This window comes from Escherichia sp. S10b (assembly GCF_028421345.1).
Taxonomy (GTDB): domain Bacteria; phylum Pseudomonadota; class Gammaproteobacteria; order Enterobacterales; family Enterobacteriaceae; genus ECMA0423.
In genome coordinates, this window is sequence record NZ_JAHZSO010000167.1 from 140283 (window position 1) to 156749 (window position 16467).

13 protein-coding genes and 1 pseudogene are annotated in these 16467 nt (G+C 48.7%); 3 read left to right on the forward strand and 11 right to left on the reverse strand.

Going from position 1 to position 16467, the window contains the following annotated elements; all coding sequences use genetic code 11:
• Positions 1-306: 306 nt before the first annotated feature.
• Complete coding sequence (locus tag FTE26_RS16545; protein ID WP_000912602.1) at positions 307-1329, reverse strand: DUF2713 family protein; 1023 nt, start codon at positions 1327-1329, stop codon at positions 307-309.
• Between the two features lie 317 nt (positions 1330-1646).
• On the opposite strand from FTE26_RS16545, the gene zur reads away from it, so the two are divergent.
• On the forward strand, positions 1647-2162 hold the full coding sequence (gene zur, locus FTE26_RS16555) for a zinc uptake transcriptional repressor Zur (RefSeq protein ID WP_001295691.1): 516 nt from the start codon (positions 1647-1649) through the stop codon (positions 2160-2162).
• A 41-nt stretch (positions 2163-2203) separates the two neighbouring features.
• Here the strand turns inward: zur and FTE26_RS16560 are convergent, their stop codons facing one another.
• From FTE26_RS16560 to dgkA, 4 genes are all read right to left on the reverse strand, one after another.
• On the reverse strand, positions 2204-2413 hold the full coding sequence (locus FTE26_RS16560) for a CsbD family protein (protein ID WP_001030593.1): 210 nt from the start codon (positions 2411-2413) through the stop codon (positions 2204-2206).
• A 115-nt stretch (positions 2414-2528) separates the two neighbouring features.
• Positions 2529-3854 (reverse strand): MATE family efflux transporter DinF, encoded by a 1326-nt coding sequence (dinF, locus tag FTE26_RS16565; protein WP_001295692.1) that lies wholly within the window; start codon positions 3852-3854, stop codon positions 2529-2531.
• A 72-nt stretch (positions 3855-3926) separates the two neighbouring features.
• Entirely contained in the window at positions 3927-4535 is a 609-nt protein-coding gene (gene lexA / locus FTE26_RS16570) for a transcriptional repressor LexA (RefSeq protein WP_000646078.1), read from the reverse strand.
• Between the two features lie 109 nt (positions 4536-4644).
• A complete protein-coding gene (gene dgkA, locus FTE26_RS16575; RefSeq protein WP_000002907.1) occupies positions 4645-5013 on the reverse strand; it encodes a diacylglycerol kinase in 369 nt (122 codons plus the stop codon).
• Between the two features lie 170 nt (positions 5014-5183).
• Between dgkA and plsB the strand changes: the two genes are divergently transcribed.
• Positions 5184-7607 (forward strand): glycerol-3-phosphate 1-O-acyltransferase PlsB, encoded by a 2424-nt coding sequence (gene plsB / locus FTE26_RS16580; RefSeq protein ID WP_000017354.1) that lies wholly within the window; start codon positions 5184-5186, stop codon positions 7605-7607.
• Positions 7608-7761: 154 nt separating this feature from the next.
• Here the strand turns inward: plsB and ubiA are convergent, their stop codons facing one another.
• The 6 genes and pseudogenes from ubiA to malK form a co-directional block, all read right to left on the reverse strand.
• The gene (ubiA, locus tag FTE26_RS16585; RefSeq protein ID WP_000455228.1) at positions 7762-8634 is read right to left on the reverse strand and encodes a 4-hydroxybenzoate octaprenyltransferase; all 873 of its coding nucleotides are present in this window, start codon (positions 8632-8634) and stop codon (positions 7762-7764) included.
• A gap of 12 nt (positions 8635-8646) precedes the next feature.
• Positions 8647-9144: a chorismate lyase gene (gene ubiC / locus FTE26_RS16590; protein WP_001297295.1), complete on the reverse strand. Its 498-nt coding sequence runs from the start codon at positions 9142-9144 to the stop codon at positions 8647-8649.
• A gap of 222 nt (positions 9145-9366) precedes the next feature.
• Positions 9367-10947, reverse strand: a pseudogene (locus tag FTE26_RS16595) (SopA family protein).
• A 228-nt stretch (positions 10948-11175) separates the two neighbouring features.
• Positions 11176-12096: a maltose operon protein MalM gene (gene malM, locus FTE26_RS16600; protein WP_000783444.1), complete on the reverse strand. Its 921-nt coding sequence runs from the start codon at positions 12094-12096 to the stop codon at positions 11176-11178.
• A gap of 151 nt (positions 12097-12247) precedes the next feature.
• Positions 12248-13588 carry a maltoporin LamB gene (gene lamB, locus FTE26_RS16605; protein ID WP_000973658.1) on the reverse strand — a complete coding sequence of 447 codons (1341 nt, stop codon included), beginning with the start codon at positions 13586-13588 and terminating at the stop codon, positions 12248-12250.
• Between the two features lie 71 nt (positions 13589-13659).
• Positions 13660-14775: a maltose/maltodextrin ABC transporter ATP-binding protein MalK gene (malK, locus tag FTE26_RS16610; protein ID WP_000179165.1), complete on the reverse strand. Its 1116-nt coding sequence runs from the start codon at positions 14773-14775 to the stop codon at positions 13660-13662.
• 364 nt (positions 14776-15139) lie between these two features.
• Here malK and malE point away from each other — a divergent pair, with 364 nt between their 5' ends.
• Positions 15140-16330: a maltose/maltodextrin ABC transporter substrate-binding protein MalE gene (gene malE, locus FTE26_RS16615; protein WP_000695387.1), complete on the forward strand. Its 1191-nt coding sequence runs from the start codon at positions 15140-15142 to the stop codon at positions 16328-16330.
• Positions 16331-16467 lie beyond the last annotated feature (137 nt).

Here is a 16467-nt window from a genome sequence, read left to right on the forward strand (position 1 = left end):
CTGTTCAGGAGGCTCAATAGCGGGGTACTATACCATAACAACAGGAAGCGCCTGTCTCATTGCAAAAGAAAATTGAGATCAAATCAAGGCATGAAGCTCTCACGAAGTGATGGAAATAATCTTATTAGCCGTTAGCCTTGTTAAGGACAATGATAAACAATCCAGGTTCGACGATAAATAAAAAATCACACATTAAACTCCGGTGATATCTCTTCCTGCTAATGGCACTGATAGAAGAAAAAAGAACCCAATAAGTATTAGGTTCTTTTATGTAATGCCTTCCATACCATCGAAGAACTTCACATATTATTTCGCCGATTTAACCCCGAATAAATCATAAATTAAATTAGAAGTATCTGTAAGTATTTTAATCTTTTCCTTTGAGTTTGGGTCAAACGACTTAGCAAAGTCAATTAATTTCGGTGCAGCATCTCGCATTTTGCTTAAAATATCAGGTTCGAGCTTTCCTTCATTCACCAGAAGTGACATTTTATCCAGATAGTCATCAAATTTCATCCCCCCCCGGTCCGCCAGATGCTTCATCTCTCCCAGGTACTTCTTCATATCACGTTGAGATAATTCTTCAAACTGAGCTGTCAGATAGTTCTCATTATATTCATTAATATTCACTTTTTCTGCTCCGGCTAAATCTGTGTAGGCACTAGAATATGAAAGTGAAATTAACAGCGAAGCAAATAATTTTAAGCTGTTGTCATCATGTTCCTGGCAGGCATTAACAAACGTTAAAAAACCAGAACCTATTACTTGAAAATGTATATTCGCTAAAGGTTCATTATCCTTAGATTCCTCATAAAATAGCTGAACCGTGGAGGGAAGGTCATTCTTAGTTTCTACATCAAAAGTACATCGTTCAATGGGAGTCGCATCTTTATTAGCCCCAGGATTACATATACTATTAATCGCGAAATGAAAAATAGCCCGGTCAACAACTGATGCAATAAAGTCACGATCGTTTAAATCCTCATCAGTGCAATCGTCAATATACTTATTGACCCACATTTTGAGATCATTTATTTGCTCAATTAAAAACACATTTTTTTTACGTGCATGCCATAAATTATGCGTGATTCGTTGAATAAACAAATCTATTTTTGCAATAATTATATCCCGATGACGCAGCGCTGCATAATCAATAGATTTACCATATATATTATTTAATTTACCTTTGATTGAACCTCTCTTATCTAATTTATCTTCGGTTGCATCTACATCATCCAATTTATCTTTGGTTGCATCTTTATTTTCGAATTGATTTGAATTGAGTGTTTTATTAAAGTATCCAGTTGCACCGGGTATTATCTTCAACATGATTCATCTACCTTTTTTGTCGTACCGTGTCCTCCTTATAATTCTTTTGCCATCTGGTCACTATCAAAAATCGCTCATAATTTCTGAACTACAGGTATGCGTTTAAACCCAGTTAAATAAATAGCGAGTTAACTTGAAGCAATTTATTTAAAAATGAATTATTAATTATTATCGTGTAGATAATGGTACGACAAGGCAACACAACACCTTACCTACAAATCAAAAAATCAACATTACGGCAACATTAAGGGTTCTCGGTGTTTTTCCTGGAACATGGTAAAGTAAGGACATTCTTAACCCCCACTTTGAGGTGCCCGATGGAAAAGACCACAACGCAGGAGTTATTAGCGCAGGCTGAAAAAATCTGCGCGCAGCGTAATGTGCGCCTGACCCCACAGCGCCTGGAAGTGTTGCGCCTGATGAGTCTGCAGGATGGCGCTATCAGCGCTTATGATCTGCTTGATTTACTGCGCGAAGCTGAACCGCAAGCCAAGCCGCCAACGGTTTATCGCGCGCTGGATTTTCTGCTTGAGCAAGGTTTTGTGCATAAGGTGGAATCCACCAACAGTTATGTGCTCTGTCATCTGTTCGACCAGCCCACTCATACTTCAGCCATGTTTATTTGCGATCGCTGCGGCGCGGTGAAAGAAGAGTGTGCAGAAGGCGTGGAAGACATTATGCATACGCTGGCGGCAAAAATGGGGTTTGCCCTGCGGCATAATGTGATTGAAGCACATGGGCTCTGTGCGGCATGTGTGGAAGTGGAAGCGTGTCGTCATCCTGAACAGTGCCAGCATGATCACTCTGTGCAGGTGAAAAAGAAACCGCGTTAAGAGGGCGTACATCCTTGTACACGTCGGGCAGGAGGGATTAATTACCAGCGATATTCATTGCGGGTTTCCCAATCCACGACCTCTTTTTCTGCCTGATCTTTCTGATAACCATAACGTTCCTGGATTTTACCGACCAGTTGATCACGTTTACCTTCAATGATCGTCATATCATCATCGGTCAGTTTGCCCCATTGCTCTTTCACTTTACCTTTAAACTGTTTCCAGTTACCGCCGGCTTCATCTTTATTCATAATCAAGACCTCATCGTTAGGTTGTGAATGAGAGTACGTTCACTTTTCTTCTGAACGTGAGATTAAGTGTAGTCAGCAATTTGGCTTAGGATAATTTATTCAGAATTTTTAACCGTCACGTTGCGGCAAACCAGGTACCGTTGCGCCAGTGACGCCGCCAGATAGCCGCCAGAGAAAGCCCGCGCAACGCCAGAAAGACGGTTAATGCCAGCCACAAACCATGATTACCCAGCCACGGCAGCGTAAGGAGCGTCAGCGCAAAACCTGCGGCGGCCACCGCCATACTGTTACGCATTTCGGCGGCACGCGTTGCGCCTATAAACATGCCGTCCAGCAGATAACACCAGACGCCAACCAACGGCAAAATCACCTGCCAGATAAGATAGCGGTCGGCCAGCTCCTGAATCTGGGTTAACGACGTCAGTAACGCAATGATGTGTTCCCCTGCCAGCAAATAAACCACCGAAAACAGTAGCGCTACGATCCCCGACTGGCGGCACGCTGCCCGCCAGACATCCAGCAACTGGCTACCGTCGCGCGCACCGTATGCCTGACCGGAATGTGCTTCAACCGCGTAGGCAAAACCATCCAGCGCATAGGCGGTAAAGGTGAGTAGCGTCATCAGAACCGCGTTAACAGCGATAATGTCACTCCCCAGTCGCGCACCAAGTACGGTGATCGCGCCGAAACAGAGTTGCAACAACAGCGAACGCAGCATGATATCGCGGTTAAGCGCCAGCAAGCGACGGAAGTTTCCTCGCCAGGCAGTTTTCAGCATTTCGCCGGAAATTCCGCGTAGTTTGAGGATTTTACGCACCATTAGCAGACCAATCAGCAATGTTGCATATTCCGCAATAACCGTCGCCAGCGCCGCGCCCTGCACGTTCATATGCAGCCCCATCACCAGCCAGACATCCAGCACAATGTTGAGGATATTGCCGACCACTAACAAAATTACTGGCGCACGGGCATATTGCACGCCGAGTAACCAACCGAGTAATACCAGATTCGCCAGCGACGCCGGAGCGCTTAACCAGCGGATTTCAAGAAAGCGCCGCGCCTGTTCCAGGACCGCTTCACTACCGCCAACAATATGCAGCGCCAGATCGATAATCGGTGTACGCAGCAGCGCAATTAACGCCCCAGCCCCCAACGCCAACAGCAACGGTTGCACCAGCGCACGGGCTAATGCCTGAGGATTTTTGGCACCATAAGCCTGCGCAGTCAGCCCGGTGGTGCTCATGCGTAAAAACAGCAACAGCATAAAGAGAAAGCTGGTCGCCGTTGCACCAACCGCCACGCCGCCCAAATAAACCGGGCTATCAAGATGACCAATTACCGCCGTATCGACCAGTCCCAGCAACGGAACGGTGATATTGGAGAAAATCATGGGTAAGGCGAGATGCCAGAGTGCTTTATCAGATGAAGTGAGGAATGCCATGCAGACAAGCCTGATGAAGAGAGATGAAAAACAAACCGCGACGCCTGGCGGCATCGCGGTCTCAGAGATATGTTACAGCCAGTCGCCGTTGCGAATAACCCCAACCGCCAGCCCTTCAATGGTGAAGCTCTGCTGACGAAGGTCAACGACAATTGGTTTAAACTCGCTATTTTCTGGCAACAGTTCGACTTTATTGCCCTGTTTTTTCAGGCGCTTAACGGTAACTTCGTCATCAATACGTGCGACAACGACCTGACCGTTACGTACATCCTGAGTTTTATGCACTGCCAGCAAGTCACCATCCATAATGCCGATATCTTTCATCGACATCCCGCTGACGCGCAGCAGGAAATCAGCATTCGGCTTGAACAAGGAAGGATCGACCTGATAATGACCTTCAATATGCTGTTGCGCCAGAAGCGGTTCACCGGCAGCCACACGACCTACCAGCGGCAACCCTTCTTCCTCTTCCTGCAACAGACGAATCCCGCGTGATGCGCCGGAAACAATTTCAATAACGCCTTTGCGTGCCAGCGCCTTCAGATGTTCTTCAGCCGCGTTTGGGGAACGGAACCCCAAACGCTGCGCGATTTCCGCACGCGTCGGCGGCATACCTGTCTGGCTGATGTGATCACGGATGAGATCAAACACCTCTTGTTGCCTGGCCGTTAACGCTTTCATTCCGCCCCCTGGGTGTATATACAGTTATGCTGTGAGTATATACAGCAAAAGGCGATTTTGGAACCATAAACTGCACAATAAACCAGAGATTTATCGAAATCTGGAAGGGTTATCCAAAATGCGACCATAACAGGATGCACCAGGTAATCACGGCGACGATAATGGCAATCAGCACCGCGGCGGATCCCATATCTTTTGCGCGTCCGGAAAGCTCATGGTATTCAGAGCCAATTCGGTCAACCACTGCTTCGATGGCGCTATTGAGGATTTCCACAATCATCACCAGCATCACGGAGCTGATAAGCAGCACGCGGGTAATTGCGTCCACATCCAGCCAGCAGGCGATGACCACCGCCAACAATACCGCTACGCCTTCCTGACGGAATGCCGCTTCGTTGATCCATGCAGCGCGTAAACCTTTCCAGGAATAGCCAGCAGCTTTGATAATTCGGGTGAATCCAGTGGTATTATTGGCCATTGAAAGAACCTTTTTACATTATGAGCGTCAATATCAGTGTACCGTTAAATCCGATGATTCGGGTTTGCGTAACGCCGCGCGAAACATGAGCGGATACCACAGAATTTCCCATGACTTTCTGCTATCCTTGCCGCGCATTTGCATTATTAACCAGAGGCTTTACATCGTTTATGTCCGGCTGGCCACGAATTTACTACAAATTACTGAATTTACCATTAAGCATCCTGGTAAAAAGCAAGTCTATTCCGGCAGATCCTGCCCCGGAACTGGGGCTGGATACCTCTCGTCCAATTATGTACGTTTTACCGTACAACTCGAAAGCAGATTTGCTGACGTTGCGCGCCCAGTGTCTGGCTCATGACTTGCCTGACCCGTTAGAGCCGCTGGAAATCGACGGCACGCTACTGCCGCGCTATGTGTTCATTCACGGCGGGCCGCGTGTGTTCACCTATTACACGCCGAAAGAAGAGTCTATTAAGCTGTTCCACGACTATCTTGATTTGCACCGCAGCAACCCAAATCTGGATGTGCAGATGGTGCCAGTATCGGTGATGTTTGGTCGCGCGCCGGGGCGTGAAAAAGGCGAAGTAAACCCGCCGCTGCGTATGCTTAACGGCGTACAGAAATTTTTCGCCGTACTGTGGCTCGGTCGCGACAGTTTTGTGCGTTTCTCGCCGTCAGTTTCGCTGCGCCGTATGGCGGATGAACACGGCACGGATAAAACTATCGCACAGAAACTGGCGCGCGTGGCGCGTATGCACTTTGCCCGTCAACGTCTGGCTGCTGTGGGCCCACGTCTGCCTGCTCGTCAGGATCTGTTTAATAAGCTGCTCGCCTCCCGCGCCATTGCCAAAGCGGTAGAAGATGAAGCGCGCAGCAAAAAAATCTCCCATGAAAAAGCGCAGCAGAACGCGATTGCGCTGATGGAAGAGATTGCGGCGAATTTCTCTTACGAGATGATCCGCCTGACTGACCGCATTCTGGGCTTCACCTGGAACCGACTTTATCAGGGCATCAACGTCCATAACGCCGAGCGCGTTCGCCAGCTGGCCCACGACGGTCATGAGCTGGTGTATGTGCCTTGCCACCGCAGTCACATGGACTACCTGCTACTTTCTTACGTGCTGTACCACCAGGGGCTGGTGCCGCCGCATATCGCCGCCGGGATCAACCTGAACTTCTGGCCGGCCGGGCCGATTTTCCGCCGTCTGGGGGCGTTCTTTATTCGCCGTACTTTTAAAGGCAATAAACTTTATTCCACCGTTTTCCGTGAGTATCTCGGCGAACTGTTCAGCCGTGGTTATTCCGTCGAGTACTTCGTGGAAGGCGGTCGTTCCCGCACGGGGCGTTTGCTGGATCCGAAAACCGGTACGCTGTCGATGACCATTCAGGCGATGCTGCGTGGCGGCACGCGTCCGATTACGCTGATTCCGATCTATATCGGTTATGAGCACGTCATGGAAGTGGGTACTTACGCCAAAGAACTGCGCGGCGCGACGAAAGAGAAAGAGAGCCTGCCGCAGATGCTGCGCGGTTTAAGCAAGCTGCGTAATCTCGGTCAGGGTTACGTCAACTTCGGTGAACCAATGCCGTTGATGACCTACCTTAACCAGCACGTACCAGACTGGCGTGAATCTATCGATCCCATCGAAGCGGTGCGTCCGGCCTGGTTAACGCCGACGGTCAATAATATTGCTGCCGATCTGATGGTACGCATTAACAACGCAGGCGCGGCAAACGCCATGAACCTGTGTTGTACTGCGCTTCTGGCATCACGTCAGCGCTCACTCACCCGCGAGCAGTTAACCGAGCAACTCAACTGCTACCTGGATCTGATGCGCAACGTACCTTACTCCACGGACTCTACCGTTCCTTCAGCCAGCGCCAGCGAGCTTATCGATCACGCGCTGCAAATGAACAAGTTTGAAGTCGAGAAAGACACTATCGGCGACATCATCATTCTGCCACGCGAGCAAGCGGTGCTGATGACCTACTATCGCAACAACATTGCGCATATGTTGGTGCTGCCTTCGCTGATGGCGGCAATTGTCACCCAGCATCGCCACATCTCCCGCGACGTATTGATGGAGCACGTCAATGTGCTTTACCCAATGCTGAAAGCGGAGCTGTTCCTGCGCTGGGATCGCGACGAGTTGCCGGACGTTATTGATGCGCTGGCAAATGAGATGCAACGTCAGGGGCTGATTACCCTGCAAGATGATGAGTTGCATATCAACCCGGCGCATTCTCGCACCCTACAGCTGCTGGCCGCAGGCGCGCGCGAAACGCTGCAACGTTATGCCATCACCTTCTGGTTGTTGAGTGCCAACCCGTCGATCAACCGCGGTACGCTGGAGAAAGAGAGCCGCACCGTCGCGCAACGTCTCTCCGTGCTGCACGGCATCAACGCGCCGGAGTTCTTCGACAAGGCGGTGTTCAGTTCTCTGGTGCTGACGCTGCGTGATGAAGGGTATATCAGCGATAGCGGCGACGCCGAACCGGCAGAAACGATGAAGGTTTATCAGTTGCTGGCGGAGTTGATTACATCAGACGTGCGTTTGACGATTGAGAGTGCGACGCAGGGCGAAGGGTAATCAGAGAGAATTGCCGGATGCGGCGAAAACGCCTTATCCGGCCTTCCATAATCTGCAAATTCAATAAATTGCGATGTGTTGTGTAGGCCTGAGAAGCGCCGCGCATAAGGCAACCCAGAAGAAAGCCGGATGATCATCCGGCTTTTTTACATCATCAGAAATGCCAGTAACTCATTGCCAGTCCTAAAAACAGTACCAGACCAACATAGTTATTATTCATAAATGCTTTAAAGCAGGCTTCACGCTCGCGGTTGGCAATCAGTTTTTGTTGATAAACAAACAGCGCGCCAGCCACCACAATTGACCAGTAATATCCCCAGCCTAAGCCATTTAACTCACCGATGATCGCCATCAGTGCCAGTACGCCAATCTGCAAAATACCAATAATCAATTTATCGTATTGGCCGAACAGGATTGCCGTGGATTTAATGCCAATCTTCACATCATCATCGCGGTCAACCATCGCATACTGCGTGTCGTAAGCCACCGCCCAGAGAATATTGGCGAGGAACATTAACCAGCAACTCAATGGCACCGACTCACTCACAGCGGCAAAAGCCATTGGAATCGACCAGCCAAACGCCGCGCCCAGCACCACTTGCGGGAGATGGGTATACCGCTTCATAAACGGGTACACCCACGCCAACGCCAGAGCGGCAATCGACAACAGAATGGTCATCGTATTCAGCGTCAGTACCAGTAAAAACGAAATCAGTACCAGCACTACAAACAGCGCGCGCGCCTCTTTCTCTGTTACCGCGCCGCTGGGAAGTGGTCGGTTCGCCGTGCGCTTAACATGACCATCAAACTTTCGGTCAGCATAATCATTCACCACACATCCAGCAGCGCGCATCAGCCAGACACCCGCGACAAATACCGCCAGGATCCAGAGCTGAGGAACGCCCGGTGTCGCCACCCACAACGCCCATAATGTTGGCCAGAGCAGCAGTAACGCGCCAATTGGCTTATCCGTACGCATTAAGCGATGAAACGCCAGCAGCTTATTCTGCGTCAGACTCCACTCCATATTTTTTTCCTCTTAGTACAACGGTGACGCCGGTAAAAACAGTTCTGTTAGCAACAGCGGTTTACCGCTTAATCGCAGGCGGGAACGTCGCCCCCACAGTCCGGCATCACGGCCTATCTCAATAAAGTCCCGGGTTAATGTCGATGATGTGAACAGATAGCGTCCTAACGGCGTTTTACCCAATTTTTGTAACGCCAGCTCCGGCCCGCTTAACGTTGACACAGGAACGACGGTACGACCGGCAAGCCACGGTTCACCATCGGCACATAACAAAATTTCACGTAACCAGTAACGAGACTCTTTCGGCAGCAGCGGCAGTTCTTCGGGGATTTCATTCTGCTCGACAAACCCTTCGCGGATCATCGTCACGCTTACCGTTTTTCCCTGCTGTTCAAAACGTTTTGTCATGGAATCCTCCAGCAACAGCCAGTCGAGCAGTTGCGGTTCCAGGGCAGGGATCTCTTTAAAATAGCGCAGCGCACGCAGTTGCGTTAACGCGGGGTGTGACATGCCGAACTCTCCGTTACATAACGTAAAGGCATTGTATCGCAGAAAAGTGTTTACGGGAGATGTAAAGCAAATTAAGTGATCTAATACGCAACAAAAACGCAACAATCGCATGAAGTGGTAAAACGCTGTTGAACCTTACGCTTTGCCGATGCCCGCGCTGGAGAGGGCAACCATAGGGGCATCACCGCCCAGGATGCCAGGAACGGTGATGTTTTCCTTTACTTAAACACCCTTATTCATTATACGATGAGCTCGCCAACTCGCAGTAAAAATGGGGAAAAGCGCATATTTACCATGAGATTTGGAGCTGAAAAGTGTTTCCTGAGTAAGATTAACAGGCAACATCTCATGTCTGGATTTGTAGATATACGTGGAATTCCAATTGGTATCTTTTGTAGGATTCAACATATCATGTAAGCGCTGGGAGCTTACCACCATAACAGGCCCATCATCGACAGAGGAGAACAGGATAAATATATTATCGTTTCGTGTTAATTTATTAGTGTTAAAGGTTCTTAACTTTTCTTCAGTTTCTATAAATATAGGTGAAACATCATCACTACGAATCCACTCTTTATAAAGATACCAGGCATTTGCTTTGATCATATCATCCGTTGATCGTAAGGCCTGATCGATAAGTTGGATAAAAAAATTGTTATTTTTATCAATCAGCCCTTTATTCATATTAAACCTGTTAATAAAATGGATCATCTGTTGGGTATCGAAATCCACCTTGCTGAATCGATGTTGACGCATAAAATCATCGAACTTGTTATCTTCACCAGAATGGATATAACTGCGTATAATTGGATCTTTTATATAAGGACAATGGCTAAATGTTTTCTTCATATTCTCAATAAAGTTTTTATTAACAATATTAAGAATTTTTAATTGCATAACCAGTTTTACTGCCAGAACGGATTTCAATATCATTGCATTATCTGGCAATGTATCAATCATTTTTATAATGTTATTGATATAACCATCGAGATCTTCATTCCCAAATATATCTGAATAATCAATAGTTAATTCCAATTGTTCTGTAATGCAATCTTTAAAATTCCCTGTCGATATTCGCACATGATCAAACATAACAGCTGTCATATTCGATTTAATAAATGATATTTCTTTGGCAGACAGAAACTCTGCTCTGGTGAAGTGCGAAGCGTAAAGATAACAATTATCGAAGTTTGAATTTCTAATCTGATATTCGCGAAAATTACTCTGAGTAAGTTGACTCTGCGAGAAGTCAACTGTATCAAGAATATTTTTGCTGAAATCGACACATTCACCACTCGCTTTGATAAAAATCACATTGTGTAAACGTCGACATCTAAATATGACATTATCAACTATTGCAGTAGTAAAATTGTAATCCCCAATTTCTTTACATTCGAATGTTACATGTTGTAGATTTGATGATAAAAAAGACACCTTCGATATAACGTCACCTTTAAAATGACAACTTGTTAAATCCAAATCAGACAGGTCGATATACCCCTGCGCATCTTTATCCATCAGAAAATTGCAAGCGCATTCAATTTTTTTCATTTCTGTAGAATTTTACACTTATAGTATCATTACTGATTGAGACTTCACGAAACATATTTATTGCATGATTTTTTCGTTCCGTTGTTTTATATTTGAAAAAATATTGCTGATATAAATAAAGTTATCTCTGTTTAAACCTGGCACCCCATTGAAATTACGTAGTAAATCAAGATCTACTATATTATTTCCTTGCACCACATCATGTTTCATCAAAGAGTTATTGCCGCCAGAATTTAGGATATGACTTATCATAAAACCTCTGCATAACAGAAATAAAATAACCTGGAAAAGTAGCCTGAATGTCCAGACACTACCGGCGAAAGGAAAAGAATCTCTGATAAGGCATTGAGATAATGGATATTCTTAGTGAAGAAGAAGTGAGTTACTATAAAAAATCGCTCATATCCCAGGAAGGAAGCATAAAAAAAGGTGCGCCAGGAGACGCACCAGTTGTTGCAAAATCAGCACTGTGGGGCGTAATTACCCCTTGCCTTTTACACTGCTGATAAAGGTGGAACGGGCAGATGTCGATCCCAGGCGTTCAGCTTCATCAAGCAGTTTTAACGCCTTATCAACATCACCTTTCGCGACAGCGTTTTTGATCGCGGTATTAAAATAACTTTCCGTGTCGTTGAGCATCGGCTCGCTTTTCTTCACCGGTGCCGGAGCGGGTGCAGCCACAGCTGGTGCCGCCGTGTTACCTACCGTAACCGGAGCTGGAGCGGAAGAACCAAATAAAGGTCCTACCAACACGCTGGAGCTGGAGTTCGTTTTCACTTTCAGTTTCAGTAAGCCATCGGTGGTATGACGAGCAACCGGATCGGGGATATCCGGGATCGAGTTACCGACGCCCTTGGCATAGGCTTTAGCCGGGTCGAGCAGTTGGGTCGTCTGCTGGAGATCTTTTTCCGTGGTAAAGACCAGAACATAAAGTTTTTGCTGCCCCAACGCCGGTGTCAGGCGCATAACGCCTTCCAGCCGATCTGCACTCATCACGCCTGGTTCCTGGTAGGTGAAATAACTGCTGGGGAAGAAGGCTGATGGGGTCATGTTCTGATCAAGAATCAGCACGTTCGGCGCAAAAACGCTGGTTTGTTTGTTCACTTCGCTGGTCAGCGTCAGGGTCAGTTCGCCAATGTTTGCCGGGACGCTGTACGCAGCAACCGGACCACTGATGCCGGGAACGTTCAGTTGTTGGCCGCCGGTCGCCAGTTGGGTGGTCTGGGTTTTAGATTGATCGACCGGTGTCCAGGTGAGTTGTTGCAGCGCGGCAGATGGAATGGCTGGCGCGTCGCTGGTGTTTTGCGGTACGTAGTTAACATCGGCAAGGCTGATTCCAGGCGCGCTTGCCAGTAACCCTGCTGATAAACAGAGGGCGATGAGACTTTTATTCATTTTCATTGTTTTCACCTCAAAATCTGGAGCTCAGCGGTAGCCAGGCAATAGCGCGCTAAACCCGATAATCAGAGGGGCTTTCGCCCCTTTCAGATAATGACAACCTGTTTTTATGCCGGATGCGGCGTAAACGCCTTATCCGGCCCAGGTTTTGCTATTACCACCAGATTTCCATCTGGGCACCGAAGGTCCACTCGTCGCTGTCGCCACGACCGAAGCTGCCGCCGTTGAAATCAGCAGGAACGGCTTTGCCGTAGTTCGGGTTAACCTTGCTATCGCCGTTGTAGTCATAACCCCATTTCTCATCCCACTTGGCGTAGGTTGCGAAGACACGAATAGCCGGGCGTGACCAGATGCTGTCGCCAGCCTGCCATTGTTGTGCGAGGGTAATTTTGTACTGATTGTTCTTGTCGCCGGTGCGCTGGGATTCGACGTTGTCGTAGCCGATTTCCATCACGGTGCTCATGATTGGCGTCCACTTGTACATCGGGCGAATACCAACGGTCCACCACTTGGTGCCGTTGTCGTTATCCCAGTTGATATCCTGGTACATACCCACGTACATCATGTCCCAGTTGTCGCCCATGGAGATCGCACCGTGGTCGAGGATACGCAGCATGTGACCGTTGTTGTTGATATTGTAGGCAAATTTTTCGTTATCAAACGCGACGCCAGAACCCTGCGACAGACCTTTACCCTGCGAGGTCATCGAGTCAGTAGCGTACTGAACAACAAACTTGTTAAAGCCCTTCAGGACACTCTGAGTATGTTCAGCAGTGAATAACCAGCCGTCTTTCGATGCGCCATCAACCAGACGATAGTTATCACGCAGGTTGGCACGACCGTAGTCGACACCCAGTTCTAATGTGCCGCCTGGGTTGATTTCCATCTGCGCTAAACGCACATCGAAAACGTCGTTCGCGGTTTCGTTGGTATAGTCATAAATATTGTTGCTGGCAAAAGAGGAAGAACCACCAGCTTCAGAGGAGCGGGTTGCTGCCAGAGAGAGTTTACCGAAGCCAACATCGATGTTTTCCAGACCGGCACCAGGACCAGAAATATCCCAGTAGTAGAAGTCGATCATATGAACGTCATGACGTTGGTAGAAGCGCTTACCTGCCCAGATGGTGGAACCTGGCAGCCATTCGATCAGGTTTTTACCCTGCACGTTTGCTTCACGGAAGGCCGGATCGGTAGCTTCCCAGTCATTCTGTTGCGCGACGGAATAGGCCACGTTAGTGTCGAAATAGAAGCTCTTATCGCCCTCTTTCCACACTTCCTGACCCAATTTTAATTCAGCATAAGTTTCACATTCGTTGCCAAGACGGTATTTACTTTGAGCACCGGTAGTCTGGAAACACTGTTGTTCACCGCCGCTACCTGTCCAGCCAATACCGGAACGTGCATAGCCGTGGAAATCAACAGCCATTGCCTGAGCAGACATTACGCCCGCTGCGACGGCAACCGCCAGAGGAAGTTTGCGCAGAGTAATCATCATTCTATCTCCTGAGTCATTGCTTTTCTTTTTTCACATCACCTGTGACAGGCTTTGTGTGTTTTGTGGGGTGCTTAAACGCCCGGCTCCTTATGCAGTCGACGACATGCAGTGCCATCCTCACGGAACAGATGGCAACGCTCTGGCGGCAGGCCGATAGCGAATGTGGCACCTTCTTCTACCAACACCACGTCGTTCTGGCGGTACACCAGGTTTTGACGAATGGAAGGGATCTGGATATGGATTTGGGTTTCGTTGCCGAGTTGCTCGACGACCTGAACTTCACCCTCAAGGATGACGTCAGCGATATCACTCGGCAGTAGATGTTCCGGGCGAATACCCAGCGACATATTGGCTCCAACCTGGACATCACGGCTTTCAACTGGCAGCCAGACTTGCTGACGATTTGGCATCGGCAGCTCCACCTGCACTTGATCGATTGCGGTGGCGGTCACTTTTACCGGCAGGAAGTTCATCTTTGGCGAACCGATAAATCCGGCGACAAAACGGTCTGCCGGATAGTGGTACAGCTCCAGCGGTTTCCCAACCTGCGCCACGCGACCGGCGTCCAGCACCACGATTTTGTCGGCCAGCGTCATCGCTTCGACCTGATCGTGGGTGACGTAAATCATTGTGCGGCCCAGGCGTTTATGCAGACGGGAGATTTCGATACGCATTTGCACACGCAGTGCAGCATCGAGGTTGGAGAGCGGTTCATCGAGCAAAAATACGCTTGGCTCGGCCACCAGCGTACGGCCAATCGCCACACGCTGACGCTGACCGCCAGAGAGCGCTTTCGGTTTGCGATCCAGCAAATGCGCCAGTTGCAGCACTTCCGCCACCTGGTTAACGCGTTGGTTAATCACCTCTTTTTTTGCGCCAGCCAGTTTCAGGCCAAATGACATGTTTTCTGCTACTGACAGGTGGGGATAGAGCGCGTAAGACTGAAACACCATACCAACGCCGCGTTCTGCTGGCGGAGTGTCATTCATCCGTTTCTCACCGATGAACAGGTCGCCGCTGGTGATCGTCTCAAGCCCGGCAATCATGCGCAGTAAAGTCGATTTACCGCAGCCAGACGGTCCGACAAACACCACGAATTCACCTTCATGGATATCGAGATTGATATCTTTCGATACCACGACCTCGCCCCAGGCTTTCGTTACATTTTGCAGCTGTACGCTCGCCATGCCCTTCTCCCTTTGTAACAACCTGTCATCGACAGCAACATTCATGATGGGCTGACTATGCGTCATCAGGAGATGGCTTAAATCCTCCACCCCCTGGCTTTTTTATGGGGGAGGAGGCGGGAGGATGAGAACACGGCTTCTGTGAACTAAACCGAGGTCATGTAAGGAATTTCGTGATGTTGCTTGCAAAAATCGTGGCGATTTTATGTGCGCATCTCCACATTACCGCCAATTCTGTAACAGAGATCACACAAAGCAACGGTGGGGCGTAGGGGCAAGGAGGATGGAAAGAGGTTGCCGTATAAAGAAACTAGAGTCCGTTTAGGTGTTTTCACGAGCACTTCACCAACAAGGACCATAGATTATGAAAATAAAAACAGGTGCACGCATCCTCGCATTATCCGCATTAACGACGATGATGTTTTCCGCCTCGGCTCTCGCCAAAATCGAAGAAGGTAAACTGGTAATCTGGATTAACGGCGATAAAGGCTATAACGGTCTCGCTGAAGTCGGTAAGAAATTCGAGAAAGATACCGGAATTAAAGTCACCGTTGAGCATCCGGATAAACTGGAAGAGAAATTCCCTCAGGTTGCGGCAACTGGCGATGGCCCTGACATTATCTTCTGGGCGCACGACCGTTTTGGTGGCTACGCTCAATCTGGCCTGTTGGCTGAAATCACCCCGGACAAAGCGTTCCAGGACAAGCTGTATCCGTTTACCTGGGATGCCGTACGTTACAACGGCAAGCTGATTGCTTACCCGATCGCTGTTGAAGCGTTATCGCTGATTTATAACAAAGATCTGCTGCCGAACCCACCAAAAACCTGGGAAGAGATCCCGGCGCTGGATAAAGAACTGAAAGCGAAAGGTAAGAGCGCGCTGATGTTCAACCTGCAAGAACCGTACTTCACCTGGCCGCTGATTGCTGCTGACGGGGGTTATGCGTTCAAGTATGAAAACGGCAAGTACGATATTAAAGACGTGGGCGTGGATAACGCTGGCGCGAAAGCGGGTCTGACCTTCCTGGTTGACCTTATTAAAAACAAACACATGAATGCAGACACCGATTACTCCATCGCAGAAGCTGCCTTTAATAAAGGCGAAACAGCGATGACCATCAACGGCCCGTGGGCATGGTCCAACATCGACACCAGCAAAGTGAATTATGGTGTAACGGTACTGCCGACCTTCAAGGGTCAACCATCTAAACCGTTCGTTGGCGTGCTGAGCGCCGGTATTAACGCCGCCAGTCCGAACAAAGAGCTGGCGAAAGAGTTCCTCGAAAACTATCTGCTGACTGACGAAGGTCTGGAAGCGGTCAATAAAGACAAACCGCTGGGTGCAGTGGCGCTGAAGTCTTACGAGGAAGAGTTGGCGAAAGATCCACGTATTGCCGCCACCATGGAAAACGCCCAGAAAGGTGAAATCATGCCGAACATCCCGCAGATGTCCGCTTTCTGGTATGCCGTGCGTACTGCGGTGATCAACGCCGCCAGCGGTCGTCAGACTGTCGATGAAGCCCTGAAAGACGCGCAGACTCGTATCACCAAGTAATGCTGTGAAATGCCGGATGCGGCGTGAACGCCTTGTCCGGCCTACAAAACTGAAACGCATGTAGGCCTGATAAGACGCATCAGTGTCGCATCAGGCAGTTGTTGTCGGATAAGGCGTGAAAGCCTTATCCGTCCTGG

Excerpts from the sequence above, each read along its gene's own strand:
- FTE26_RS16545 (WP_000912602.1), bottom strand. The coding sequence starts at position 1,329 with ATGTTGAAGATAATACCCGGTGCAACTGGATACTTTAATAAAACACTC.
- zur (WP_001295691.1), top strand. The coding sequence starts at position 1,647 with ATGGAAAAGACCACAACGCAGGAGTTATTAGCGCAGGCTGAAAAAATC.
- FTE26_RS16560 (WP_001030593.1), bottom strand. The coding sequence starts at position 2,413 with ATGAATAAAGATGAAGCCGGCGGTAACTGGAAACAGTTTAAAGGTAAA.
- dinF (WP_001295692.1), bottom strand. The coding sequence starts at position 3,854 with ATGGCATTCCTCACTTCATCTGATAAAGCACTCTGGCATCTCGCCTTA.
- lexA (WP_000646078.1), bottom strand. The coding sequence starts at position 4,535 with ATGAAAGCGTTAACGGCCAGGCAACAAGAGGTGTTTGATCTCATCCGT.
- dgkA (WP_000002907.1), bottom strand. The coding sequence starts at position 5,013 with ATGGCCAATAATACCACTGGATTCACCCGAATTATCAAAGCTGCTGGC.
- plsB (WP_000017354.1), top strand. The coding sequence starts at position 5,184 with ATGTCCGGCTGGCCACGAATTTACTACAAATTACTGAATTTACCATTA.
- ubiA (WP_000455228.1), bottom strand. The coding sequence starts at position 8,634 with ATGGAGTGGAGTCTGACGCAGAATAAGCTGCTGGCGTTTCATCGCTTA.
- ubiC (WP_001297295.1), bottom strand. The coding sequence starts at position 9,144 with ATGTCACACCCCGCGTTAACGCAACTGCGTGCGCTGCGCTATTTTAAA.
- malM (WP_000783444.1), bottom strand. The coding sequence starts at position 12,096 with ATGAAAATGAATAAAAGTCTCATCGCCCTCTGTTTATCAGCAGGGTTA.
- lamB (WP_000973658.1), bottom strand. The coding sequence starts at position 13,588 with ATGATGATTACTCTGCGCAAACTTCCTCTGGCGGTTGCCGTCGCAGCG.
- malK (WP_000179165.1), bottom strand. The coding sequence starts at position 14,775 with ATGGCGAGCGTACAGCTGCAAAATGTAACGAAAGCCTGGGGCGAGGTC.
- malE (WP_000695387.1), top strand. The coding sequence starts at position 15,140 with ATGAAAATAAAAACAGGTGCACGCATCCTCGCATTATCCGCATTAACG.